Below are 25,047 nucleotides of genomic sequence, written 5' to 3'. Positions count from 1 at the left end.
GTTTTTTAGTTACTCCATTGCTTTACATATTCTTTTGCAACTGCTTTATAGTTGTGTTCTTTTTCAATAAAAGCTTTTGCATTTTTAGAAATTTCTAAAATTTTGTTCGGGTTTAAAATTAACCATTCTAATTTTTCTGCAATGATATTTTCATCAGGTACGGCATGTATGGCAACGGTATCTTCTTGTAAGTTGTAATGCTGTAACCATTGAGGCGAAGCGCCTGTAAATACAACTTTACCTCTTGCCATAGCTTCTAAGGCATTGTATCCTTGGTCATACGCTAGCGCTTGGTCTAACAGAATATGGCAACTGTTATATTTGGTCATGTATTCTTTATAAGGTAAACTTACCGCGGTTATAATGCTTACTTTATCAGGATATTTCTGCGCTACAATAGCTAAGGCTTTTTCAAAATACTCATTTCCTTTTTTATAGTAATTGACTTTATTGATACCGTGAAAAATAATTATTTTATTTTCAATTACAGGTTCTTGGTAGGCTAATAAATGCGTACGTACCGGAAAAGGTATAAGTGGTAAAGCCTTAGGGGTACCCTCATAGGCTAATACATAATCATAATCTCCTGGTATAATACCTTGCACATTCTTAAACACATATTCATATAGTTTTTTTGAAGCCTTGGTAATATAATGTAATGAATATGGATAGTATTTTTTTAAGTTATGATTATTGAAATAGGGGGTTAGAATATGATAGGGTAATTTATTTTCAAATAAATAACTGATATAGGTGTAATCGTCTCCACAAGCCGATAGAAATACTTTTTTATTATGAGTGAAAATATGTTTTAAGATACGTTTATCAACAGCACAATTTTGAGTAATGGGTTGTTCGTTAATTAAAAAAACAACATCGTAATTACTAAATAGCTCTTTATGTTTTTTAAAGATATAATAGGATTCCCAAATACCTATGTCGTACTTACTAACTTTATGGATAGCTTTTCTTATAAAAAGACCAATGCCTTTAGAGGTAAACTTAGGCTCAAAAGAAAAATCTACATCGTAGTTTTTAAAACCATCTTTTGCACCTGCTAGGGTAACATCATGTCCTATGGAAGTTAGTCCGGCTTTTAAAGAATTAAAAAAGCCACTATATTCTCCCAGTAGTAAAATCTTCATAAGATAACTATATTTGTGTGAAGATAAATGTTTCACCGAATGCGGCAAAATATAAATACAAGAATATGTTTAGTGGTAGATTGTTTGTCAACAGGTGGAGCAGAAAAGGCTGCAGCCAGACTCTCGGTTGAATTGGATAAACTAGGGTATAGTATAAGCATTATTACATTTCTAGATGATGTTGTTTATAATTATCAGGGGAAACTTGTTAATTTGGGAATTAAGGAATCTAGCATAAAACCTATACGACATTTTCAAAAGCTTTCACGATTACAACAATTTTTAAAGCAAGAACAACCTTCACTTATCATTGATTTTAGAATGCGCAATCATTGGTTTAAAGAGCGTATGCTCTATACTGCTGTTTTTAAAAAGTATGCTATGTGTTATGTAGTAAGCAGTTCTCATATAGCGTGGCATCTGCCCAAAGGTTCTTTTTTTAAGAAGGTGTACAACAATGCTCATGTTGTAGGGGTTTCTAAGTACATAGCTTCAAAATTAGCTAAAGATTATGCGTTAGAGAAAGTACATTATATTCCTAACTTTTATAATGAATTAGAAGAAGGAGTTCAAATAGCGAGACCTACAGATGTACCTGAAAATTATATTGTAGCTGTAGGCAGTTTGCGAAATGCCATAAAACAGTTCGATCAGCTAATTGCAACATACGAACGCAGTAGGTTACCTAAGCATCAAATAGCTTTGGTTATACTAGGAGAAGGGGAGGATAGAGAAAATTTAGAAAGCTTAATTTCAGCTTTAAACTTGACTAATAAAGTATTACTTTTAGGGTATAAATCAAATGTGGAAGCATATTTAAAATATGCCAACTTTTTGGTGTTAAGTAGTAAGTTAGAAGGTTTTCCTAATGTTATTTTAGAATCTTTGTCTTTGGGTACTCCGGTAGTTTCCTTTGATTGCGTTTCAGGGCCGTCTGAAATGATTACAGATAAAGAAAACGGTTTGCTGGTTGCTAATCAGAACTTCGGGGCTTTGCGTAAAGCGTTAGATGATTTTTCTACAGATAAAGAATTGTACAACCATTGTAAAACACACGCGCAACAAAATCTAACTAAGTTTTCAACAGATACCATTATGCGTAAGTGGTTAGAAATTTTAAAGTAAATGAATACAAGTATTAACGATATACAAATTATAGAAATACCTAAAATAGTAGACCACCGTGGTAATATTTCTGTAATAGAAAAAGAGGTATTACCTTATGAGGTAAAGCGTGTTTATTATTTATATGATGTACCTAGTGGAGCCGTAAGAGGTGGACATGCGCATATAGAACAGGCCGAATTTTTAATTGCAGTAAGTGGTAGTTTTGATGTGATTTTAAATGATGGTACTAACGAGAAAAAAGTTACGCTTAATAAGCCTAATAAGGGGTTGCTAATACCTAAAGGAATTTGGCGCGAATTAGAAGATTTTTCATCTGGGTCTGTTTGTTTGGTTTTGGCTTCTGATGTATATGATGAAGCTGATTATATAAGGGAGTACGCTAATTTTAAAGCACAGAAATAGTGTTAATAGGTACTTACTTTAATATTTTTTTTAAGTAGCCAAGCTTTTACAGCTTTAATGCTTTTTAAAAGTAGTAGCGGACTTTTTAATAGAAATTGCTGTTTGGAGTTGATGTTGTTAAAATTAATATCGTTTATCAATTTTTTAGCTTGCGTAGTGCTTCCTTCTAACCGTAAATTAATGGCGAAACTATACCTGTGAAAGTCTATATACTTTTGTAATGAAACATTGTTTGTAGCTAAATGTTCATACGATTTAAAATCAGGATATTTTTTGTCAGCTATAGATGAATAAACCATTTGGTTAGGGATGTCGTTACGGTACGTAACTAATGGTTTGTAACAATAGGCAAGTTTGTATTTTGAGAATGCCTTTATATAAAAATCAATATCTTCTGCATAGGTAATACTAGCATCAAACAAATGAGTAGTTTCTCCTAATATAGATTTTTTAAAGGTAAGACTACTTTGGCAAACAATAGGTTGACCTAAATTGCTGGAAAAAAAATCGTCCACTAAGAAATTAGAACCCGAACATTCAGCAGAAATTGTTTTGTTAGTTCTTAAGGTGCCAAAAAAAAATTGCTCTTCGTATTCGGTGCCGTAAAATTGAGCTTCAGGAAATTGTTGGTAGAGATTATGTATTTCTGTTAGAAAATTTGGTTTCCAAAGGTCATCGGCATCCAATAAACAGATAATTTCTCCTTTGGCATAGTTGAAACCGGTATTTCTAGAAGCAGAAAGTCCTTGGTTATTTTTGTGATGAATTATCTGTACTTGCTCGTTGGCTATAGTGGCTACCTTAGCAACACTTTTATCGGTAGAACAATCGTTTATTATAATAACCTCAAAATCAGAAAAGGTTTGATTGAGTACAGATGATAGGGTGTCCGCTATATAAAGCTCTTTATTGTAAAGAGGTATAATTACAGAGAATAGCGGCTGTTTCATGTAAGGCGTATAACTTTACAATAATTATCGTTTTTTAAGGTTTTTTTCTTTGGCCATTTGGTTGCAGAAATAACTAATTCTATACAAATCAAAAACAAATAAAGAAGGCTTGTAAGAGGTTAAATTACGCTCCATTCCTTTTCTAAAAACTTTGTAAAAGGTGTCTACTAATAATGATGCTTTTAATACATTTAATTTAGTGTACATTTTACCAAGCTTACTTTCCTTCATGTCTAAGAAGTTATAGTCGTGCAGGTAAACCAAGTTTTCAATAGCTCTATTAGTTTTCTTTAAATACTCAGATGAGTGGTCTTCAATGAAATGATAAATTTCATTTGAGATATGATGAACAGGAATGTTTCTGCGTTCTAAGTTTTTGATAAACAGATAATCCTCATAACCATATTCTGTTAGAGAAGATTCAAATCGTATAGAGTTAAAAATATTACGTTTAATAAGAATGTTAGACGTAAATGAACTTCTGTAAGGGTCTTTAATTCTTTCTTCTAATGGTAGTGCTTCTCTGTAAATACCAAAAAGCCAACGTAAATTTTGTTCTCTAGGAGTTACAGAGTATTCCCATCCTCCAAAAACTACTTCTTTGCCTTCTAAAATAGCATTGATATATCTATGAAAAAAGCTTACATTTTTAGGCAAAACATCACAATCTAAAAACAGTAAATATTCTTTAGTGGCTTTTTGCGCTAAAAAGTTTCTTGTTTGCGATCTACCCTTGTTGCGTTTAGAACGGAAATAGGTGCAATGAGGTAACTTGCTTAATTGTTTATTTTCTTCTAAAAATTGTGTAGAACCATCGTCACAACAAATAATTTCTATATCTAACTTTTCATCAAAATAGTAATTATGTAGCATAGTTACTAATTTGGTAGCATTATAATTGTAAACAGGAATAAGAACTGAAATACTAGTAAGACTTTCAATTTTTAAAGGAATTACTTTAGATTCTTTCGACTTCTTATTTGGTAAAACAGTTTGCTCTTGGTTAGCTAAGATCATTTGCTTTTTAATTTAGTTAAAAAAAGAAAGTTAGATACGATTAGGCACTTTTTTGTACTACTTCAAAAACTTTACTTCCATCACATTTTAGGGTTTTTGACGGGTATTTAAGTAGTAGCGCATAATCATGAGTAGCCATTAAAATGCTTCTTCCGTTAGCATTAATGTCTTTTAAAACTTTCATAACTTCTACACTTGTTTGCGGATCTAAATTACCGGTAGGCTCATCAGCTAGTATTAATTCGGGGTCGTTTAATAATGCTCTGGCAATAGCAACACGTTGCTGTTCTCCTCCTGATATTTGATGAGGAAATTTAAAACCTTTGGTTTTCATATCCACTTTCTCTAGAACTTCGTCAATTCTTTGAGAAATTTCTGTTTTGTCTTTCCAACCTGTAGCTTTTAAAACAAAAAACAAATTATCATAAATGGTTCTATCGGGAAGCAACTTGAAGTCTTGAAAAACAATTCCTATTTTTCTTCTTAAAAATGGAATTTCTTTTTCTCTCAAGGTTCTAAGATCAAAACCAACAATGGTTCCGGAACCTTGTGTTAACGGTAAGTCTCCATATAGGGTTTTCATAAAGCTACTCTTACCACTACCGGTTTTACCAATAAGGTATACAAACTCTCCTTTATTAATGGTTAGATTAATATCGGAAAGAACAAGACTTTCTTTCTGAAATATGGAAACATTATTTAGTTCTACAACTAATTCACTCATGTTATAGGTTGGAGCTATAAATTACAATATTCTGTAAATGTACTAACTTACTTAGTTAATTAAAAGCCTAACGTAGGTATTTATGACATATTGTATAAAGAGTGTTAAAAAATCCATTTTTATTAGCTAACTATTAACATAATTATTACAAACTTATTTCGTTATTAGATTATTGTTATAATTATATTTGTGTTATTCCTTCATAAAGACAACTTAAATGAGTAAATACTGTATTATTTTTCTATTATTTTGCGGACTTCTTATGCCCTCTTTTTCTGAGGCTCAGCAATCTGCAGTTTATGTAAACGATTTTAAAGAATATAGAGATGCTGTTTATCTGTATAACAACAAACAGTACCAAGCAGCTCAAAATATCTTTCAGCAAGTAAAAAGAACCACCGATAATAATGAGATTGAGGCAAATTGTTCTTATTACATAGCCAATTGTGCGGTGCGTTTAAACCAATTAGGAGCCGATGCACTTATGGAAGATTTTGTGCAAAGCTACCCGATGTCTACCAAACGTAATTCTGCTTATAAAGATGTAGCCGACTACTATTTTGAACAAGGTAAGTATGGCTATGCCCTTAAGTGGTATGAGAAAGTAGATGATTCTAATTTAAGCTACTCCGATAAAGAGCGTTATAACTTTAATATGGGATACGCACTTTTTAGTGCAAAGAGATATGACCAATCTAAGAAGTATTTTAATAGAGTTTCAGATTCTAAAACCTACGGCTCACAAGCAAAATATTATATAGGTTATATGGCTTATCAAGGAGATGATTATAATGCTGCTAACGAGTATTTTAGTCAAATCCAGGGGAGTAAGCAGTTAGATGAAAAGCTTGCTTACTACCAAGCAGACATGAACTTTAAACTAGGTAAGTTTGATGTTGCGTTGCAGCAGGCAACGGAGCAGTTAGAGAAAACTAGAGATCGTGAAGAAATTTCTGAACTTCATAAAATAGCCGGAGAAAGTTTATTCAATTTAAAAAGATACGAAGAGGCTATTCCGCATTTAGCAGCATATAAGGGTAAACAGGGAAAGTGGACCAATACCGATTATTATATGTTGGGGTATGCGTATTACCAACAAAAAGATTATGAAAGCGCTATAGGGCAATTCAATAAAATTATTGACGGTAGTAATTCAGTAGCACAAAATGCTTACTATCATTTGGCACAGTGTTACCTTAAAACAGATAAAAAACAACAAGCTTTAAATGCTTTTAGAAATGCTAACCAAATGGAGTTTGACGAAGAAATTCGTCAGGATGCAATGTTTAATTATGCTAAATTAAGTTATGACATAGGAAACCCTTATGAAAGTGTTTCGGCATTATTGTTATCATATTTAAGTAAATATCCAGAATCTGGACATAAAGAAGAAATTGAAACCTTGTTGGTTGATTCTTATATTACTTCTAAAAACTATGACGCTGCTTTACAATTGTTAGAGAAAAATAGAAATTATAGTAGTAAAGAAACCTACCAAAAGGTTGCTTTTTATAGAGCTGTTGAAATTTTTAACGAGGGTAATTATAAAGAAGCTATTTCTTATTTTGATAAGTCTTTAGCACAACCACAAAATGACCATTATACTGCTAGAGCTACTTTTTGGAAAGCTGAAGCTAATTACTTACTTAGTAACTATGAAGATGCGTTATATGGTTTTAAGCAGTTTGAATCTATGTCTACTGCTGGTTTATCTGAAAGTAAGATAGTTGATTATAATATAGCATATACCTATTTTAAACAGAAGAAATACGGACAAGCAGCAACCTATTTTGATAAGTATACAAAAGAAACAAAGGATACTCAGTATCTTAATGATGCTTACTTACGATTAGGTGATAGTTACTTTGTAGATAGAAAGTATTGGCCAGCAATGGAAACCTATAATAAGGCTATAGCAATGAATGGTGTAGATGCTGACTATGCAGCATTTCAAAAAGCTATTAGTTATGGTTTTGTAGATAGAAATGAAAAGAAAATAGAGGACTTAAATGCGTTTGTTGCTAGATTTAAGAAATCTGCATACCGAGATGACGCTTTATACGAATTAGGAAATGTTTATATAGCAGAAGACCAAGTAGAAAAAGGTGTTGCTGCCTATGATAAACTAGTTTCGGAGTATAAGAATAGCTCTTATGTGCCTAAGACTTTATTAAAGGCAGGATTAATATATTTTACCAATAATCAAGATGCAAAGGCATTAAGTAAGCTGAAGCAGGTAGTGGCAGATTATCCTAAAACACAGGAATCAATTCAGGCAGCTGGTACGGTAAAACAAATTTATACAGATCAGGGTAAAATTGATGAGTATGCAAATTGGGTACAGCAATATACTTTTATAGAGGTTACCGATGCTGAAATAGATAATGCTACTTATGAGTATGCCGAGAATCAGTTTGTTCAAAATAAAAATGACAAGGCCATTAAAGGTTTTGAGGAATACTTAACCAAATTTCCAACGGGCATTCATTCTACAAGTGCACATTTCTACTTAGCGCAATTGTTATATGGTAAAGATGAAAAAGCAAAATCATTACCACATTATGAAGTAGTAGCAAATCTTGAAAGAAACGAATTTACGGAGCAAGCTTTATTAAGAGTGTCTCAAATTTCCTTAGAGAATAAAAACTTTGATAAGGCTATTCCTGTATTAAAGCGTTTAGAAATAGAAGCAGATTACCCGCAGAATGTTAGTTTTGCACAGTCTAACCTAATGAAAGCTTACTACGAGAAAAAGGATTACGAGGCAACAGTTTTATATGCAGAAAGAGTTTTAGAAAATCCTAAGATAGACGACAGAATTGCAAGTGATGCACAGATTATGATTGCGAGATCTGCTATGAAAACAGGGAATGAGACAAGAGCTAAAAAGGCTTATGCCGAGGTGCAAAAAATAGCAACAGGAGCTCTTGGCGCAGAAGCCTTGTATTATGATGTTTACTTTAAAAATAAAGAAGGTAAATATGAAGCTTCTAATGAAGCTATGCAAAAATATGCGCAAGAGTATAGTGGTTATAAAGAGTATGCAGCAAAAGGACTTATTATAATGGCTAAAAACTGGTATGCATTAGAAGATTCTTACCAAGCTACTTATATTTTAAATAGTGTGATAACTAACTTTAAAACATATCCGCAAATAGTGTCGGATGCGCAAGTAGAGTTAAGTAAGATTAAAGCTGAAGAGGCTAAAACAAATGCTTCAGTAGAAACTGAAGATGTACCGGTAGAAAACCAAGAAAAAGAAGGCAATTAAAAATTAATAGAAAGATAAAAATATGCGTAAGCACATTATTCAAAGCATTAGTGTAATTGTATTAGCAATCACAGGTGTGTCTGCTCAAGATAAAGAAACAACGCAAGAAAAGGAAAAAGATTCTGTATTAGGAACCCAAACAGTTCACGTAGTACAGGCGTATAATCCATCGGTTTCTGATGCGTTCAAGATTAAAAGTAATCCTTCTATAAATGATTCGGTTACTGCTGTAAAAAAAGATATTAATTACACTATATTTTCGGTGCCCGTAGCTTCTACCTTTACACCTGCTAAGGGTAAGGCAAGTGGGGTTGAAAAAACACCACCAGAGAAAGTGTATAACTCTTATGCTTCTTTAGGGGTAGGTAATTATTTAAATGTATTGGCCGACTTTTATACCAGTCGTGCGTTAAGTAGAAATGAAACGTTAGATATTGGGTTTAATCACCATTCTTCGCAAGGAGGTATTGATGAAGTTGAGTTAGACGATCATTTTTTTGATACTAAATTAAGCGCTTCTTATTTTAAAAGAGAACGTGATATGAATTGGGGGGCAGATTTTAATGCACAACATCAGGCATATAATTGGTATGGGATACCCGAAGGTTTTTATACAGATGAGCAAATTGCTAACATAGATGAAAGTCAATCTTATTTAACCTTTGATTTAGGGGGGCATGTAAATTTTACAGATGGTTACGTAAAAGGAGGAGATGTATTGATAAGAAGATTTAGTGATGGAACTTCATCTGGTGAAACAAATATTGCTTTAAACCCTCAATTTGAGTTTCCTGTAAGAGATCAGGTAGTGAAGACTAATATATTTGTGAACTATCTTTCTGGTAATTTTGAGAGATCTATGGTAGCAGATGAAGAAGTAAAATATAGCAATGTACAATTAGGTATTAATCCTAGTATTAATTTGTTACTAAATGATGATATAGCCATTGAAGCCGGAGCTACTGTTGCTTATATGATGGATATGGAGAATAGTGATAATAAATTTTACGTGTATCCTAATGTAAAAGCTAGTTACCGTATTTTAGATGAGTTTGTAACTGCGTATGCAGGAGCAGAGGGTAAATTGGTTCAGAATACTTATTATGATTTTGTACAAGATAATCCGTTTGTATCACCTACTTTAATGGTAGCTCCATCAAGTCAACAATTTGATATTTATGTAGGACTTAAGGGGAGATTTTTACCAAACGTAAGCTACGATGTTAAAGGAGGTTATAACAGTACCGATGATTATGCCTTTTATCAAACAAATCCTGGTTTTATTCTTTCTGATGGAATTGAAGGGTATATGTATGGAAACTCTTTTGATGTAGTTTATGATAAAATGAGTACAATACATGTAAGTGGAGAGGTAAATGTAGATGTTTCTAATAAACTTTCTATTGGGGTGAATGCAGAGTACAATAATTATTCTACCGATTTTTTGTCAGATCCGTATAATTTACCAACTATTAAAGGCTCTTTGTTCTCTGACTTTACAATTGGTAAAAAATGGTTTGGAGGAGCTTCTATTTTCTTTGTTGGAGAGCGTTACGATCATATTACTTTATTAGAAAGTATTGACACCTTAGTACCTTACTATGGTGATACAGTTACTTTAGATAGCTATTTTGATGTTAACTTTAATTTAGGTTATAAAATAAATGATAAGCTTTCTGCTTTTACAAAATTGAACAATATTGCTAATAACGATTATCAACGTTGGGCAAATTACAAAGTGCAAGGTTTTCAAGTTGTACTAGGAGCATCTTATAAATTTGACTTTTAGTATTTTAAAATATAAATGAAGTGAAAAAATGCCGGCATGTCCGGCATTTTTTATGATATGTCTACCCAAATATTATCAACTTGATAATAGTAGCGTCCTTTATTACAATTGTTTAGGAGTATTATTTGAGATGTTCAAATAATACATACCTTTAGAAAGTGAAAAGAAGAAAATTCATTAGAAATTCAATATTAGGAGCACTTGCATTGGGTGCTCCTGTAGGGGTTTATAGTTGGCAAATAGAACCCTTTTGGTTGGAGTTTGTTCAATTAAAAATGCCTATAAAAAATTTACCTGATGCTTTACAAGGTAAAGTACTTATGCAGATAAGCGATATTCATGTAGGTAATGTAGTAGATACTGAATATCTGTTAGCATCTTTTAAAAAGGCACAAGGCTTTCAGCCCGATATAGTGGTTTACACAGGCGATTTTATTAGTTATGAAGATGATACTCAAATAGAGCAACTGCAAGAGGTGCTTAAACATGCTGTAAAAGGACGCTTAGGTACTGTAGGTATCCTCGGGAACCATGATTGGGGTATTGGGTTTAATGATCCTGTAGTGGCACGTAAGGTGACTAAAACTGTGGAGGCGGCTGGTATTAAAATTTTAGCTAATGATAAAGTTAATATAAATGGTTTGCAGGTAATTGGTTTTGATGATTTGTGGTCGTTAAACTTTTTTCCTGAAAAAGTAATGGATAGTTACGATGCTTCGCAAGCAGCACTAGTACTTTGCCATAACCCAGACGCTTGCGATTATGAAGTTTGGAATGGTTACAAAGGTTGGATTTTAAGCGGACATACGCATGGAGGACAATGTAGTGTGCCTCTAGTAGGGCCACCTGTATTACCTGTAGAAAATAAAAATTATACCTCAGGGTTAATTGATCTTAAAGACGGTAGAAATTTGTATATAAATCGAGCATTAGGGTATACCATGCCTGTACGCTTTAATGCTAGACCAGAAATTACGGTGTTTACCTTAGAAAAGGAATAATATAATCACTAATAAAAACAAAATAGGCTGTACGGTACCGTACAGCCTATTTTGTTTTATAATGTTGTTATCTAAAATTAGATACCTGTATAATTTGCAGGAGTGATAGCCTTTAGTTCTGTTTTAATAGCATCACTTACTTCTAAAGTGTCAATAAAACTAGCTATAGATTCTTGCGTAATTTTTTCGTTAGTTCTGGTTAATCCTTTTAACGCTTCGTATGGGTTAGGGTAGGCCTCTCTTCTTAAAATAGTTTGAATAGCTTCTGCCACAACCGCCCAGTTTCTTTCTAAGTCTTCTTCAAATTTAGCTTTGTTAAGCAATAATTTGTTTAAACCTTTAAGTGTAGATTGTAACCCTATTAATGTATGTCCAAATGGAACTCCAACATTTCTTAAAACAGTACTATCTGTTAAGTCACGTTGTAATCTTGAAATAGGTAATTTACCTGCTAAAAATTCAAAAATTGCATTTGCCATACCTAAGTTACCCTCAGAGTTTTCAAAATCAATAGGGTTTACTTTGTGTGGCATTGCAGAAGAACCTACTTCTCCCGCTTTAATTTTTTGCTTGAAGTAATCCATAGAAATATATGTCCAGATATCTCTATCTAAATCTATTAAAATGGTATTAATTCTTTTTAAAGCATCAAATAAAGAAGCAATATGATCGTAATGTTCAATCTGTGTAGTAGGGAACGAATGGTATAAACCTAATTTGTTTTCTACAAAGTCAGTACCAAAAGCTTTCCAATCAATAGATGGGTAAGCTACTTTATGAGCATTGTAGTTACCAGTTGCACCACCAAATTTAGCCGCAAACGGTATTTTTCTCATAAAGTTAAATTGCTCTTCAATACGTTTTACAAAAACTTCAATTTCTTTTCCTAAACGTGTAGGAGAAGCCGGTTGCCCGTGAGTTCTTGCTAACATAGGTACTTGGTCCCAATCTTTAGCTAAGTCCTCTAACTTATTAGTTACCTCTTTAAGCATTGGTACATAAACCGCTTCAAAAGCCTCCATTACAGATAAAGGTATAGCTGTATTGTTGATATCTTGTGAGGTAAGTCCAAAGTGAATAAACTCCTTATAGCTTTCTAAGCCTAATTTGTCAAATTCTTTTTTAATAAAGTATTCAACCGCTTTTACATCATGGTTAGTAACGCTTTCAATTTCTTTAACGGCTTCTGCATCTTCTGTAGAAAATTCTTTGTAGATGTTTCTTAAGTCCTCAAAAAGACTTTCAGAAACGTTTTCTAATTGAGGTAATGGTAATTCACATAAAGCTATGAAATACTCAATCTCAACTTGAATTCTATATTTAATAAGTGCTTCTTCAGAAAAATAAGCACTTAATGCTTTGGTTTTACTGATATAACGTCCGTCTATCGGAGAAATAGCTTGTAACGACATGATGTTAAGTTTTTTAAAGGTGCAAAGATACTTTATCTAAAGAAAAATAAAAGGTTTTGTTTAGGATTTGTTTAGGAAAAACCATTGAAACCCTATCATAGTTTTAAAATCGTTAATTTTTGTAATAAAATTTTTAGCTTCTGATACTGGAATTTTAATTAATTCAATGTCTTCATGCTCAATATCTAGTCCACCACCTTTAGCTATTTTATCAGCGCTAGTAACTTCTGAGAAGTACATATAAACGCGTTCTGTAGAACTTCCAGGAGAAGAGTAATACGTGCCAATATGGGTAAGCTCTTTAATATTATAGCCCAATTCTTCCATTGTTTCTCTCTTAGCAGTTTCTTCGGGAGTTTCTCCTTTGTCTACCATTCCTGCCGGAATTTCCGTCATCCAGAAATCACCATTGATAGAGGTCGGGTATCTAAATTGCTTGGTAAGTAAAAAGCTGTCTGAGTCTTTTTCATAGATAAGAATTCCAATAGCGTCTCCATGCGTTAGTGCCTGTCTGGTAAATGTTATAGGTGCCTCTTGGCGTGCTGTTTGTTGTTCAATTTCAGCTTTTCTTATTTTTAAATAATCTCTGTAAACTTCTTCTTCTTTAATTACTTTATAATTCATTTAGCTAGTTTTTTTAAAATTTCTTTGGCAGCGGCTTTATATCCAGCTGTGTGAAGGTGTATATTCTGCTCTAAGATAGGGTGCAATTCTTTATGAACCCAATTGTAATGTTGGCCTAGTATGTAAAGCATACGCATACTATGGCATTTTAAGGCTACTTTTTCATTACCTATCAACCAATCAAAACAGGTTTCTATTAAACGTTGCTCGTCTTTAGTGCTTAATACCTTTCTAAGCGAGTTGTTTTTATCTTCCAACTTTAAGTTTTCGTACAAGGCCCTACAAATAGGTCTTTTAATACTATCGTTGGTTAGCTTTGGTAAGTTTTTAATAATGTATGTGTAATGTGGCGTAATTAAGTAATTACGTTCCATACACACAAATTCAAAAACCCAACTGGCACGTTTAGCAATTTGTGTATCTGATGAAAAACAAAGTAATAAAAGTTCTTCAAAAAGTGCTTCGTGAGCTAGTATGTATTGAGCATTGTTGTGCCTGCTTTCTCTTGCTCCGCTAACTTTTAGTATACGTTCTTGTAAGGTTATCATTTACTAAGGCATCTCTTACAAAGATAGGGGAGCTGAGATAACTAAAAGTATGTTTAGGTTATAATTAAGAAAATCGTAATATTCTAGGTTTCCTTTATGTCTTTTTTAATCAATTCTTAAGGAAATCTTTTTTAATTGTTTCTTAATTTAGTAATCTAAAATCAAGGTGTTTCAAAAAGTTATTAAACCTTCAACTCATGGGAAAGAAAATACTATTAGCTATAGTTGTTATTGTAATTGTAATGCAATTTATTCAACCAGATAAAAATATATCAGAGGAAATTCCGCAATCAGATTTTATTGTTTTAAATACGCCACCTGCTGAGGTAGCTACTATTTTAAAAACATCTTGTTATGATTGTCACTCTAATAATACGGAATATCCTTGGTACGGAAATGTAGCTCCTGTTTCTTATATTTTGGCAAATCATGTGAATGATGGGAAACGACATTTAAACTTTTCTGAATGGGGAAAGTATAATCAAAATCAAAAGGAACACGCCCTTGAAGAAATTATTGAAGTAGTAGAACATAGAGAAATGCCTATGACTTCTTATATATCAATGCATGAAGAGGCTGCTTTAACAGACACAGAAGTTAAAGTGTTAAACGATTATATGACTACCAGTTTAAATATGACTTCTCTTTACAAACAAAAGGCAGAATAAATGCCAAAAAAACTACTTGTAATTGGTGCGGTATGGCCAGAACCTAAAAGTTCGGCAGCAGGAAGCAGAATGATGCAATTGATTGAAATGTTTCAGCGTAATGCGTATGAAGTTTCATTTGTTAGCAGTTGCTCTAAAACTGCAAATGCTGTTGATTTAGATGCGCTAGGAGTTCTAACAGGAAAGATAGTACTTAATAGTACTAGTTTTGATGATTATGTTAGAGAATTGGCTCCGGATGTAGTATTGTTTGACCGTTTTATGACCGAAGAACAATATGGTTGGCGTGTGGCTGAGGCGGTGCCTAATGCACTCAGAGTGTTAGACACAGAAGATCTTCATTGCTTACGGAAAGCTAGAGAGCAAGCTTTAAAGGATCATAATGAATTTTCAAATTCGTATTTATTTGAGACTGTAGATGCAAAAAGAGAGATAGCTGCTATTTATAGATGTGATATTAGTCTTATAATATCAACATTTGAAATGGAGTTATTGACATCTGTATTTAAGATTCCTGAAAGTATTTTGTATTATTTACCTTTTCTTTTATCTGATGAAGATATTAGTAATAGTAAGCCTAAGTTTTCTGAGAGAGTTGATTTTGTAACTATTGGTAGTTTTTTGCATAAGCCAAATTATGATGCAGTACTTCATTTAAAAAAGAATATTTGGCCTTTAATACGTAAGCAACTACCAGAAGCATCTATGCTTGTGTATGGTTCTTATGAGAGCCAAAAGGTTACTCAGCTAACAAATGCTAAGGAGCATTTTTTTATTAAAGGTTTTGCTGATGATGCTTATGAGGTAATGGAACAAAGTAGGGTGTGTTTGGCACCACTGCGTTTTGGAGCAGGATTAAAGGGGAAAATCTTAGATGCTATGGTAAGTGGTACGCCTTGTGTGATGTCTGCCATTGCTGCAGAAGGTATGTTTGACGAGCTTACTAATGGTTTTATTGCAGATGATGAGATTGAGTTTGCTAATAAAGCAGTACAACTATATACTAATGAAAATGTTTGGGAGCAGTTTCATCTTAATGGTTTTAAAATAATAAAACAGCGTTTTAGTGTGAGTACTTTTGAAAGTAACTTTATGAATGCAATAGAAACTACAACCCAAACGATACATAGTCATAGACAACAAAACTTTACGGGTGCTATGTTAATGCACCATACCTTGCAAAGTACTAAGTTTATGAGTAAGTGGATAGAAGCAAAAAATAAGTTATAATAAACTATCTACCACCTTTTTTACTCCTGAGGAAGCCTTTTCTGCAAAAATGGTTAAGTTAGGTAATTCAGATTCATTGATGTTAGGGTGAGGGTCTACAAAGTAGATAGTGGCATTGGTAGGAGCATAATGTACTAAACTAGCTGCCGGATATACTTGCATAGAAGTACCCACGATAATAACAGCATCTGCATTAGAGATTTCTGTAATAGCTTTTTCAAACATAGGTACAGCTTCTCCAAACCAAACAATATGTGGTCTTAATTGAGCACCTCTTTCACAAAGATCACCCAGATTAATGTCTTGATCGCAATATCTTATATCATTCTCGTATTTAGTACTTCTAATTTTCAATAGTTCTCCGTGTAGGTGTATAACATTAGTGCTGCCACCACGTTCGTGGAGGTCATCTACATTTTGAGTGATAACGGAAACCTCATGTTTTGTTTCTAATAAAGCTATTTGTTTATGAGCTTCATTGGGTGTAACCTCTAGGAGTTGTTTTCTTCGTTGGTTGTAAAAATCTAATACTAATTGTGGGTTTCTAACAAATCCTTCAGGAGATGCAACTTCCATTACATCATGTCCTTCCCATAATCCGTTAGCATCTCTAAAGGTTTTTAAACCACTCTCGGCACTTATACCAGCACCCGTTAAAACAATAATTTTCATTTTTTTTAATCTTCTTAAAACCAAATATAATCTTTCCTCGTATATACTATAAAAAAAGTTGTATTCTTCATAGATTCTAACAACATTTTCATAAAGTTTAGGTTAGGTTTTAGTATTAAAATTGTTTTAGTTTGGTTGTTAGAATAGTAAAGGGCTTCTTAATAAGAAGCCCTTTTTCCTTTTATACTTTTCCTAAGGTGTACAGTTGCGTGAGTGTAGGTGTTTCGCTTCCTCCTTCGGGTTCTAGTGTAATACCAAAACCTTGTGCCTCTGTTACATTGTCTATTTTAAATATTTTAATATCAGAATTCACATATCCGTCTAATACCCCTATGCTGGTAGGTACCAAAGCAGGTTCTAGCTGTAGCGACCATACTTGATATACTTTACCTTCTGGCGGCTCTGGTAGATTTTTAACATCTACATATACCTGATGCGATTCTTGATCCCAATAGATACTTGCAGATGAATTTGGAGCTACCGTTTGACCACCTAGTGCAACTCTGGTATATGTGGTTTCTCTAATCTCATTTAATACCGCTTTTTCACGGTTTAATTTTTCTACCTCATTTTTTAATTCTGTTTTTTCTGTACTTACCACTTCATAATTTTCTGTAGCTATGTTGTAGTTGTAAAAAACAAAACCTAATCCTATTAAGAATAATATAGATGCTGCATACCCAATAAAAGCGTGCGTTTTATAAGTTTTACCAATACTACGACTACTAATATTTAAGGCAGCCTTAATACGCTCATAATTTCTTGCGCTTAAGTAAGGAGATGAATATGTAGATAGCCTATATAAGGCAGTTTCAATAGCAGCAATCTCTTCTCTAATAATTTCGTGCTGCTTTGCCATTTGTATAATTTCTTCATTTTCTTCAGGGGAAAGTGATCCATATACAAATAATTCTAATTGTCCTGATGTAATTAACTCTTCTGGCGTCATTTTAATTATCTAACATGTTTCTTAATTCATTAATACAGGCTCTATTCCTGGTTTTTACAGTACCTAATGGAATATCAAGTTCTTCTGAAGCTTCTTTTTGTGTAAAACCTTTAAAAAATAAAAGGTCGATAATTTTAATACATGTGGGCTTTAGTTTTTTAATAAACTTTTTAATTCCAATAGCATCTGTACTAGCATTTAAAGAATAAGATCCTTTTATGATATCTACGAAATTTTCAGTGCTAAGGTTTTTCTTGTGGTTATTAAACCCCTTAGATCTGTACTTATCTATAGCCAAATTACGAGCAATATTTAGAATCCAAGTAAAAAATCGTCCCTTGTTATCATCGTATGCATCAAGATTGTTCCAAATTTTCACAAAGGCTTCTTGCAAAACATCTTCAGACTCTTCTTTATTTTTTAAAATAGTATGTATTACGCCAAATAAATTGTCGGCATACATATCGTATAAATAATCAAAAGACCTGGGGTCCTTTTTCTTAATTAATATCACTAACTCTTCCTGACTCATATTTTACACACTATTAATAGGGTTAATGTTTTCTTTTCCAGCTTTTGAAATCTTTAGATTTATAAAAATCAGTAATATCCGTTTTTACATAATCTATAAGATCATCTTTTGAGTAGCCATCACTAATTAAATCATCTAATAAGGTTACTACTCCTTTATTGTTTTTTAACTTATCGTAAGTTTGAATAAGCATCAGTTCTGCAGATAAAAAGGTAGGATAATTGTCTACTATATATTCAAAAGATTCTTGTGCTAAATGAAATTCTTCAATTTCATAAGCGTAGTTTCCTTTTAGGTATCGCAGAAAATCATCGTCTGTATAGTTTTCTAATTGATCTATGGCTCTAAATAAATTATTAAAGTCTTTGTCCATGTAATAATAATCAAGAGAAAGAAGTGCCAAATTAGGGTCTGAGGGAAATCGCTCTAAAACATCTTTCAAGCACTGCTTGTAATCATCATCACTTACAGTAGCAGCAGCCTTGGCTTTTAGTATCAGAAAGCTTTTACTTAAATACGTAGTGTCTTTAATTTTTTTTGCAACTTCATAAGCTTTAGAGTCCATGCCCATGTTTTTAAGCACAATAAATTTGTTATACAGGTTTTTATCGTTATCGCTATTTTTTACAAAAGAATTTCTAAAGGTATTGCCTAAAGTAGCACTTAAATACTCACCAGAGAGTAATATAAATACATCATTAATTACATAAGTACTGTCCTGTTTGCTTATTTTATATTGATGATAGTTAATACCAGTATCTTCAGAAAAGAGCCTGAATAGCGCATAATAGCTGTCTTCAGTATCTCCATCTGAGTAATTAATAAAGTCATAATAACTACCAGTAGAAATAGAAGTGTAGAGTTTGTGAGTAAATGATTTTAACCCTACAGTAATAGCTCTTTTGTATAAACTGTTGGTACTATCAGGAGATTGACTTAAAATCTTATCAATGGTATTAGTATCAAAATTATCTATAATAAAATCCTGATCATTTGTTTCAATAGCGTCATTTAAGTTTTGCACGTATTTAAAAAATACATCTAATGAATCTGTTTGAGAAACATCTTCACCTTCTTGTGCCCCTGATAATTGAATAAACAGGACATAGCAAATAAAAAGCAATGTCTTTATTTTCATAAGCTATTATAAAGTTAGTTTTTAGATTAAAGTGTTATTTGTTGATTTTTATAAAAATAACGAAATATGTTGAATAATCTTTACTATTCTTAAATAATCATATAAAATGTTTGTTATATTTAAATGCTAACTTATAAACTGTTACTAAGATGATGACCATTGTTTACATTCTTTTAATATTGATAACTGTCATTGCTTTTTTAGGCTTTATTGCTCCAAAAAATTATAATGTGCATAGGAGTATTATCGTGAAAACTGCAAGAGAAGATGTATTTGAATTTTTAAAGTATTTGAAGAATCAAGATTTGTGGTCTCCTTGGAATAAAAAAGATCCTGCTATGAAGAAAACGTATAAAGGAACAGATGGAACCGTTGGTTTTATAAGTGCTTGGGAAGGAAATAAGGAGGTAGGAGCAGGGGAACAGGAGATTTTAATGATTGTAGAAGGTGAATTGGTAGCTAGTAAATTAAGGTTTTTTAGACCTTGGAAATCACAATCAGATGCTTACCTAAGGGTAGAAGAGGTTACGGAAGGTACAAAGATAATCTGGGGATTTGCTGGGAAGAATAAGTTTCCGTTTAGCATTTTTATGTTATTTATGAATATGGATAAAGCTGTGGGGCGCGATTTTGAAGAGGGGTTAAGCAATTTAAAAGCTATATTAGAAAATAAGCCGGAACATTAAATGTTTTCCGGCTTTTCTTTTGCTAATAAAACCACGGTATGTGGCGTGGTAAATTTTATTCTTTTATGTTTTACAACTACCGGTATATGGCTATAAAACTCCAATAGCAATGTATCATCTGGGAATGTGTTACCTACAAAAAAGGATTTCTCACCCTCTGGTACATCAATACCTATTAAAACAGTATCGGTATAATCATCGGTAGTGTAGGTTCTACTAAAAAAGTAGGGGCTAGCACTTAACATTTTGTGTGCACCTGCACCTACAGCTGGGTGTTTAGCTCTAAATTGTCCTAATCGGCTATAATGCCTAAATAAATTTTTAATTAAAGGATTTCCAGATACATCTCCCCAATTCATAAATGAACGTAGGTTAGCATCTCCTTGAGCACCATCAACCCATAAAGAGCGGGCTGTTTCATCACCATAATAAATTTGGGATACTCCAGGTGCTAATAATAGTTTTGTAGCTGCATTAAATGGTCGTTCTCTGTTTCTGTCAAAAGGATCACCATCATCATGAGAGCTGGTGTAGTTCATAGTAGTATATCCTTGAAGATCGTGGTGTAAGTGAAAATCATTTTTGCTAAAAATACTTTCATAATCACCGTTAGCGTCTAGTTTAAACTGAAAATTGATAAGTGCATTAAAACCATAATCAAAATAGTTTACTTTTTTATCTCCAAAATCATACCACTGACCATCAGATATTCTATACCCATATACTTCACCAACCATAAAAAAATCGTTGTCATCTAAAACTTTATCAGGGTGTTGTGTTTTCCATTGGTCAAAGGCATAGTTGGCTTCTGCTCTTAAAATTGCCCAAACATCTTCATCTACATGTTTTACGGTATCTACTCTAAAACCATCAATACCAAATTCTCTAACATAGTCGGTTAACCATTTTACAATATGGTGCTTTGGAGATCTAGGGTATCCCGTTCTTTCAAAAAACGCATCTAACTCTTTAAGTTCTTGTTCAAGTCTACCTTCGTTTTGCCATTTTTCTTTTAAAAAATCGGGTAACTCAACATCTTCATTACTTTCGGTTCTAACATCTGGTAGGTTAGCAACCAAGGTACAGTCGGTGGTGTTTTCATAGTTGTTATAACTACATACGGGTCCGGTACGTACCCAATCTTGCGGCCATACAGGGTCTTTTTCTGTAATAGGCCCGGTATGGTTTATAACCACATCCATTAAAAGTCTAATGCCGTGGTTATGAGCAACAGTAACCAGTTCTTCTAAATCTGCTTCTGTACCAAAATTAGGATCAATAGCACTCCAGTCTTTAGCCCAATACCCATGATATCCGTAGGTGTTACCAGAACCTTCATCTACGGTTCCATGTATTTGTTCTACAATAGGAGTAAACCAAATGGCATTAACCCCTAAATCATTAAAGTAACCTTCTTTTATTTTACGAGTTATTCCTTTAAGGTCGCCCCCTAAAAAGTTTCGCAAACTACCTGTATCAAGGTTTCGTTCAAAATTAACATCGTTATCCGTTTTACCATTACAAAACCTGTCGGTTATTAAAAAATATACATTGGCACCTGCCCATACAAAGGGTGCTTTCTCTTTTTCAACGGGGGATATACTTTCAAATTTTTTAATTTCCATGCAATAGGGTATAAGTGTGAACAAAAAAAAATCTAACATCTTTTGATCGATGTTAGATTTAAAGGTAATTAAAAAATTATGTTGTTGTATTACATCTATGTAAATTAATTCGCTCTATGTAAAACTTTATACTCTTCATAACAGCCACTTATAGCATCTAGTATTTGCAAATCGTTTGCTGTTTTTATAAAACTTTTAGAGTAATTACAGTGTAATAAAATTTCTTCTAATTCACTTTCTTCTATTTGAAGTAGGGCTACTAGGGTTTCTCTATCGAATTTAGTAGCTAGCATAGATCTAATAGATTCATCATCTTTAATTTGTCTTAGCTTTCTCATTTGTTTTGGTTTTTTACCAAACATATTGTAGAGAAAGTCTGCAGGATTAAAAATGGCTCCTAAAACCTTGCTAACAGCACCCTTATTACTAGTACCAGCTTCGTAACCTAAGTTTAATCCAGCTATGCTGTAACGTTGGTTATCGTTTACTGGTGCATTTTTAGAATCTACTTCTAGATACCCAGTTAATTCATAAGGTTGTACAACTACTTCTTCTAAAGCATACGCTAATTCGGTAAGTTTAATAACCGTACCAGGTATATTAATCATATCGTTAGTTACCTTCACTTTAATAGATTTAAAACCTAAATAAGAAAAGTATAAAGTATCATTAGCAGATGCTTTTAAAGAAAACTCACCTTTGCTATTGGTAAGTGTACCTTTAACTCTACTAAGATTTAAAACATGGACACTGGAAATTGCTGAACCATCTTGCGCATTGATAACCTTACCAATAACAAGAGAATCATTCTCCTTTTCAGTTTGTCCGAAGGTTACTAACGTAAAAAATAAGAATATGCTTAAAAAGTAATATTTCATCTGTAAAACTATAGGCAATAAATGTACTAAAAGCTGCCAAAAAAAATGGCTAACTCAAGTAATTTTTAAATATTCTTTAACAAGAATAAATCTTATCTTCTGTTAGATCTTTTGCTTTTACCTTTAGAAAAGTTTTTACCAGAATCATTTCTTCTGTTAGAATTTCTTGAATCACCTCGTCTGTTAGAATCATTTCTGCGTCCGTCTCTTCTTCTTCCACCGCCGCCGTTTCCACGTCTTCCGGTGTTTTTAGAAATTTCAACATTAATAAATCTTCCATCCATTTTAAACTGGCTAAACATATTAAGTACAGCTTCAGTATGGGTAGCTTCTGTATTAAAAAATGAGAAGCTCTCTTTTACATCTACCTTAAATACGTCGTCTCTGCCTAGGCTAAGAGTTTCTTTAAGAAAATCTTTAAGTGTTTTCCAATCGTAACCATCTTTTTCACCAACGTTGATAAAGTATCTTACGTCTCCATCTGTAGGTAATTCATCTGGTCTGCTATTTCTATCTCTTTGCCCACCTGTAGCTTGTGCATTAAGGTCTTTAGCGTTTCTGTAATAGTTAGCAAATCTAGAAAACTCAACAGATACCATTTTCTTAATAAGATTTTCACGGTCTATACCTTCTAAAACATCTTGAATGGCTGGTAAAAAGTTTTCTACTTCGTCATTAATTTCAGTTTCTTTAATCTTACTAGCTAAGTGGTATAATTGAATTTCACAAATTTCTTCAGCATTAGGAATCTGCTTAGCTTCAAATTTGGTTTTGATAATACGCTCAATAGCTCCAATTTTTCTGCTTTCGCTACGCGTAATAATAACCATAGAAACACCTGATTTACCAGCTCTACCTGTACGACCACTTCGGTGTGTATAGGTTTCAATTTCATCTGGTAATTGGTAGTTAATTACGTGTGTAATATCATCTACATCAATACCCCTAGCAGCAACGTCTGTAGCTACAAGCATTTGAATTTGTCTGGTACGGAAAGATTTCATAACCAAATCACGTTGGTTCTGGCTTAAATCTCCGTGTAAAGCAGCTGCGCTATAACCATCTTCAATTAATTTTTCTGCAACACTTTGTGTGTCTCTTTTGGTTCTACAAAAGATTACAGAGAAAATATCAGGGTTGGCATCAGCTAATCTTTTCAGTGCTAAATAACGGTCACGACCACTAACAGTGTAATATTCGTGTTGTACGTTTTTAGAAGATGAGTTTTTAGTTCCCACAGTTACTTCTAGTGGAGAACTCATGAATTTTTTAGCAATTGCTGCTACTTCTTTAGGCATGGTAGCAGAGAATAACCATGTAGCTTTTTCTCTAGGCGTGTGTGATAAAATAGAAGAGATATCTTCATAGAATCCCATGTTTAACATTTCATCAGCCTCATCAAGTACGCATACATCAATATTAGATATATCAACCATATTACGGTTAATCATATCTTGCATTCTACCTGGGGTAGCTACTATAATATGAGCCCCTCTTCTTACTTCTCTAGCTTGCTCACTAATACTTGCACCACCATATATAGCTACTACTCTTAAATTATTTACAAATTTAGAATAGTTTTTAAGCTCTTGTGCAATTTGTAAACACAACTCTCTAGTAGGAGAAAGGATTAAACCTTGTGTTGTGTTGTTAAAGGTGTCAATTTTTTGAATTAAAGGAAAGCCGAATGCAGCTGTTTTCCCAGTTCCCGTTTGTGCAAGAGCAACCATATCTGTGTGTTGCTCTAAAAGGACCGGAATAGCTTTCTCCTGAACTTCTGACGGGGATTCGAAGCCCATTTCTCTAATGGCGTCTAGTAGCTGTTCGTTCAGTCCTAATTGTTCAAATTTATTCATATATGTATTTAAAATTGGCTGCAAAGGTATATTTAATTATTGGTATTGAATAATTTGTGGTTAATTATTTTAAATAACCAATTTGATAATCAAATATTTATGGGGTGTTTTTTATTCAATAATAGAGGTTAAATACCTTAATTATTTGTCTTTATTTAAAAGTATTGTTTAATAACAGCACCCTGTGAGCTTGTGCAGAAATGATAATTATTCTCTGCTGTTTAAAAATTTAATTAATTTTTGAATAGCTAAACCTCTGTGGCTTATTTTGTTTTTTTCTTCAAAACTTAGTTCTGCAAAAGTATTCTTGTATCCTGTTGGTAAAAAAATTGGATCGTATCCAAAACCTTGGTTTCCATGCTTTTCTTTAGTGATTTCTCCAGTGGCTATACCTTCAAAGGTGTACGTTTCATTGTTTAATGTTAATGCTATAACGGTTTTAAATTGTGCCTCTCTGTTGGTGTGTGAAGCTAATTCCTTTAAAAGTTTGTCCATATTAGCATTGGCATCTTTTTCTTCGCCTGCATACCTTGCAGAAAACACGCCAGGCGCACCATTAAGACTTTTTACTTCTAAACCGGTATCATCTGCAAAACAGTCGTAATTATAATTTTCCTTTATGTATTTAGCCTTTAAAACAGCATTGCCTTCAATGGTGGCTTCTGTCTCTTCAATTTCTTCAGAACATCCAATATCATTCAAACTTAAAATTTCTATGTGTTTGGGCAATAAGGCTTTAATCTCTTTTGCTTTATTTTCGTTACGGGTAGCAAAGACAATTTTCATAGTTATTTTATAAAGG

At 33.0% G+C, this 25,047-nt stretch carries 23 protein-coding genes; 8 read left to right on the top strand and 15 right to left on the bottom strand.

What is annotated here, in order from left to right:
* Nucleotides 1-5: 5 nt before the first annotated feature.
* Nucleotides 6-1,145 carry a glycosyltransferase gene (locus Y10_RS11965; RefSeq protein WP_281765623.1) on the bottom strand — a complete coding sequence of 380 codons (1,140 nt, stop codon included), beginning with the start codon at nucleotides 1,143-1,145 and terminating at the stop codon, nucleotides 6-8.
* Nucleotides 1,146-1,184: 39 nt separating this feature from the next.
* Here Y10_RS11965 and Y10_RS11960 point away from each other — a divergent pair, with 39 nt between their 5' ends.
* Both Y10_RS11960 and Y10_RS11955 read left to right on the top strand, forming a co-directional pair.
* The gene (locus tag Y10_RS11960; RefSeq protein ID WP_281765622.1) at nucleotides 1,185-2,270 is read left to right on the top strand and encodes a glycosyltransferase; all 1,086 of its coding nucleotides are present in this window, start codon (nucleotides 1,185-1,187) and stop codon (nucleotides 2,268-2,270) included.
* Nucleotides 2,271-2,675 carry a sugar 3,4-ketoisomerase gene (locus tag Y10_RS11955; RefSeq protein WP_281765621.1) on the top strand — a complete coding sequence of 135 codons (405 nt, stop codon included), beginning with the start codon at nucleotides 2,271-2,273 and terminating at the stop codon, nucleotides 2,673-2,675. It begins immediately after the preceding gene.
* A 2-nt stretch (nucleotides 2,676-2,677) separates the two neighbouring features.
* Here Y10_RS11955 and Y10_RS11950 read toward each other — a convergent pair whose 3' ends face one another.
* Genes Y10_RS11950 through Y10_RS11940 form a run of 3 tightly spaced genes read right to left on the bottom strand, consistent with a single transcriptional unit; the run spans nucleotide 2,678 to nucleotide 5,366 of the window.
* Nucleotides 2,678-3,625, bottom strand: coding sequence for a glycosyltransferase family 2 protein (locus Y10_RS11950; RefSeq protein WP_281765620.1), 948 nt, complete (start codon nucleotides 3,623-3,625; stop codon nucleotides 2,678-2,680).
* Between the two features lie 24 nt (nucleotides 3,626-3,649).
* On the bottom strand, nucleotides 3,650-4,642 hold the full coding sequence (locus Y10_RS11945) for a glycosyltransferase family 2 protein (protein WP_281765619.1): 993 nt from the start codon (nucleotides 4,640-4,642) through the stop codon (nucleotides 3,650-3,652).
* A 40-nt stretch (nucleotides 4,643-4,682) separates the two neighbouring features.
* Nucleotides 4,683-5,366 carry a cell division ATP-binding protein FtsE gene (locus tag Y10_RS11940; protein WP_281765618.1) on the bottom strand — a complete coding sequence of 228 codons (684 nt, stop codon included), beginning with the start codon at nucleotides 5,364-5,366 and terminating at the stop codon, nucleotides 4,683-4,685.
* 217 nt (nucleotides 5,367-5,583) lie between these two features.
* Here Y10_RS11940 and Y10_RS11935 point away from each other — a divergent pair, with 217 nt between their 5' ends.
* The 3 genes from Y10_RS11935 (at nucleotide 5,584) to Y10_RS11925 (ending at nucleotide 11,427) form a co-directional block, all read left to right on the top strand.
* Nucleotides 5,584-8,637, top strand: a complete 3,054-nt coding sequence (locus tag Y10_RS11935; RefSeq protein WP_281765617.1) for a tetratricopeptide repeat protein — start codon at nucleotides 5,584-5,586, stop codon at nucleotides 8,635-8,637.
* A 22-nt stretch (nucleotides 8,638-8,659) separates the two neighbouring features.
* Entirely contained in the window at nucleotides 8,660-10,426 is a 1,767-nt protein-coding gene (locus Y10_RS11930) for a TonB-dependent receptor (RefSeq protein WP_281765616.1), read from the top strand.
* Between the two features lie 158 nt (nucleotides 10,427-10,584).
* A complete protein-coding gene (locus Y10_RS11925; protein WP_281765615.1) occupies nucleotides 10,585-11,427 on the top strand; it encodes a metallophosphoesterase in 843 nt (280 codons plus the stop codon).
* 77 nt (nucleotides 11,428-11,504) lie between these two features.
* On the opposite strand, the gene purB is transcribed toward Y10_RS11925, so the two are convergent.
* From purB to Y10_RS11910, 3 genes are read right to left on the bottom strand one after another with little or no spacing between them, the layout of a single operon-like run.
* Complete coding sequence (purB, locus tag Y10_RS11920; protein WP_281765614.1) at nucleotides 11,505-12,839, bottom strand: adenylosuccinate lyase; 1,335 nt, start codon at nucleotides 12,837-12,839, stop codon at nucleotides 11,505-11,507.
* Nucleotides 12,840-12,899: 60 nt separating this feature from the next.
* Entirely contained in the window at nucleotides 12,900-13,463 is a 564-nt protein-coding gene (locus Y10_RS11915; protein ID WP_281765613.1) for an NUDIX domain-containing protein, read from the bottom strand.
* On the bottom strand, nucleotides 13,460-14,011 hold the full coding sequence (locus Y10_RS11910) for a hypothetical protein (protein WP_281765612.1): 552 nt from the start codon (nucleotides 14,009-14,011) through the stop codon (nucleotides 13,460-13,462). Before Y10_RS11910 ends, Y10_RS11915 begins: the two co-directional genes overlap by 4 nt.
* A gap of 197 nt (nucleotides 14,012-14,208) precedes the next feature.
* Between Y10_RS11910 and Y10_RS11905 the strand changes: the two genes are divergently transcribed.
* Complete coding sequence (locus Y10_RS11905) at nucleotides 14,209-14,679, top strand: heme-binding domain-containing protein (protein WP_281765611.1); 471 nt, start codon at nucleotides 14,209-14,211, stop codon at nucleotides 14,677-14,679.
* The gene (locus Y10_RS11900; RefSeq protein ID WP_281765610.1) at nucleotides 14,680-15,909 is read left to right on the top strand and encodes a glycosyltransferase; all 1,230 of its coding nucleotides are present in this window, start codon (nucleotides 14,680-14,682) and stop codon (nucleotides 15,907-15,909) included. It abuts the gene before it with no gap.
* Here the strand turns inward: Y10_RS11900 and Y10_RS11895 are convergent.
* The 4 genes from Y10_RS11895 to Y10_RS11880 form a co-directional block, all read right to left on the bottom strand.
* Entirely contained in the window at nucleotides 15,904-16,581 is a 678-nt protein-coding gene (locus tag Y10_RS11895) for an SIR2 family NAD-dependent protein deacylase (RefSeq protein ID WP_281765609.1), read from the bottom strand. The genes Y10_RS11900 and Y10_RS11895 overlap by 6 nt on opposite strands.
* 181 nt (nucleotides 16,582-16,762) lie before the next feature.
* Nucleotides 16,763-17,530, bottom strand: a complete 768-nt coding sequence (locus tag Y10_RS11890) for an anti-sigma factor (RefSeq protein WP_281765608.1) — start codon at nucleotides 17,528-17,530, stop codon at nucleotides 16,763-16,765.
* A 1-nt stretch (nucleotide 17,531) separates the two neighbouring features.
* Nucleotides 17,532-18,062, bottom strand: coding sequence for an RNA polymerase sigma factor (locus tag Y10_RS11885; protein WP_281765607.1), 531 nt, complete (start codon nucleotides 18,060-18,062; stop codon nucleotides 17,532-17,534).
* 22 nt (nucleotides 18,063-18,084) lie between these two features.
* Complete coding sequence (locus Y10_RS11880) at nucleotides 18,085-19,200, bottom strand: tetratricopeptide repeat protein (RefSeq protein ID WP_281765606.1); 1,116 nt, start codon at nucleotides 19,198-19,200, stop codon at nucleotides 18,085-18,087.
* Nucleotides 19,201-19,349: 149 nt separating this feature from the next.
* On the opposite strand from Y10_RS11880, the gene Y10_RS11875 reads away from it, so the two are divergent.
* Complete coding sequence (locus Y10_RS11875) at nucleotides 19,350-19,886, top strand: SRPBCC family protein (protein WP_281765605.1); 537 nt, start codon at nucleotides 19,350-19,352, stop codon at nucleotides 19,884-19,886.
* On the opposite strand, the gene Y10_RS11870 is transcribed toward Y10_RS11875, so the two are convergent.
* The 4 genes from Y10_RS11870 to Y10_RS11855 all read right to left on the bottom strand — a co-directional run bounded on the left by Y10_RS11870 (nucleotide 19,883) and on the right by Y10_RS11855 (nucleotide 25,031).
* Nucleotides 19,883-21,511, bottom strand: coding sequence for an alpha-amylase family glycosyl hydrolase (locus Y10_RS11870; protein ID WP_281765604.1), 1,629 nt, complete (start codon nucleotides 21,509-21,511; stop codon nucleotides 19,883-19,885). The genes Y10_RS11875 and Y10_RS11870 overlap by 4 nt on opposite strands.
* A gap of 104 nt (nucleotides 21,512-21,615) precedes the next feature.
* Nucleotides 21,616-22,389 carry a carboxypeptidase-like regulatory domain-containing protein gene (locus tag Y10_RS11865; RefSeq protein ID WP_281765603.1) on the bottom strand — a complete coding sequence of 258 codons (774 nt, stop codon included), beginning with the start codon at nucleotides 22,387-22,389 and terminating at the stop codon, nucleotides 21,616-21,618.
* A 92-nt stretch (nucleotides 22,390-22,481) separates the two neighbouring features.
* The gene (locus Y10_RS11860; RefSeq protein ID WP_281765602.1) at nucleotides 22,482-24,245 is read right to left on the bottom strand and encodes a DEAD/DEAH box helicase; all 1,764 of its coding nucleotides are present in this window, start codon (nucleotides 24,243-24,245) and stop codon (nucleotides 22,482-22,484) included.
* Between the two features lie 207 nt (nucleotides 24,246-24,452).
* Nucleotides 24,453-25,031 (bottom strand): non-canonical purine NTP diphosphatase, encoded by a 579-nt coding sequence (locus Y10_RS11855; RefSeq protein ID WP_281765601.1) that lies wholly within the window; start codon nucleotides 25,029-25,031, stop codon nucleotides 24,453-24,455.
* Nucleotides 25,032-25,047 lie beyond the last annotated feature (16 nt).

This window comes from Neptunitalea lumnitzerae, assembly GCF_027924185.1.
GTDB lineage: Bacteria > Bacteroidota > Bacteroidia > Flavobacteriales > Flavobacteriaceae > Neptunitalea > Neptunitalea lumnitzerae.
This window is presented reverse-complemented; position numbering and strand designations above follow the sequence as displayed.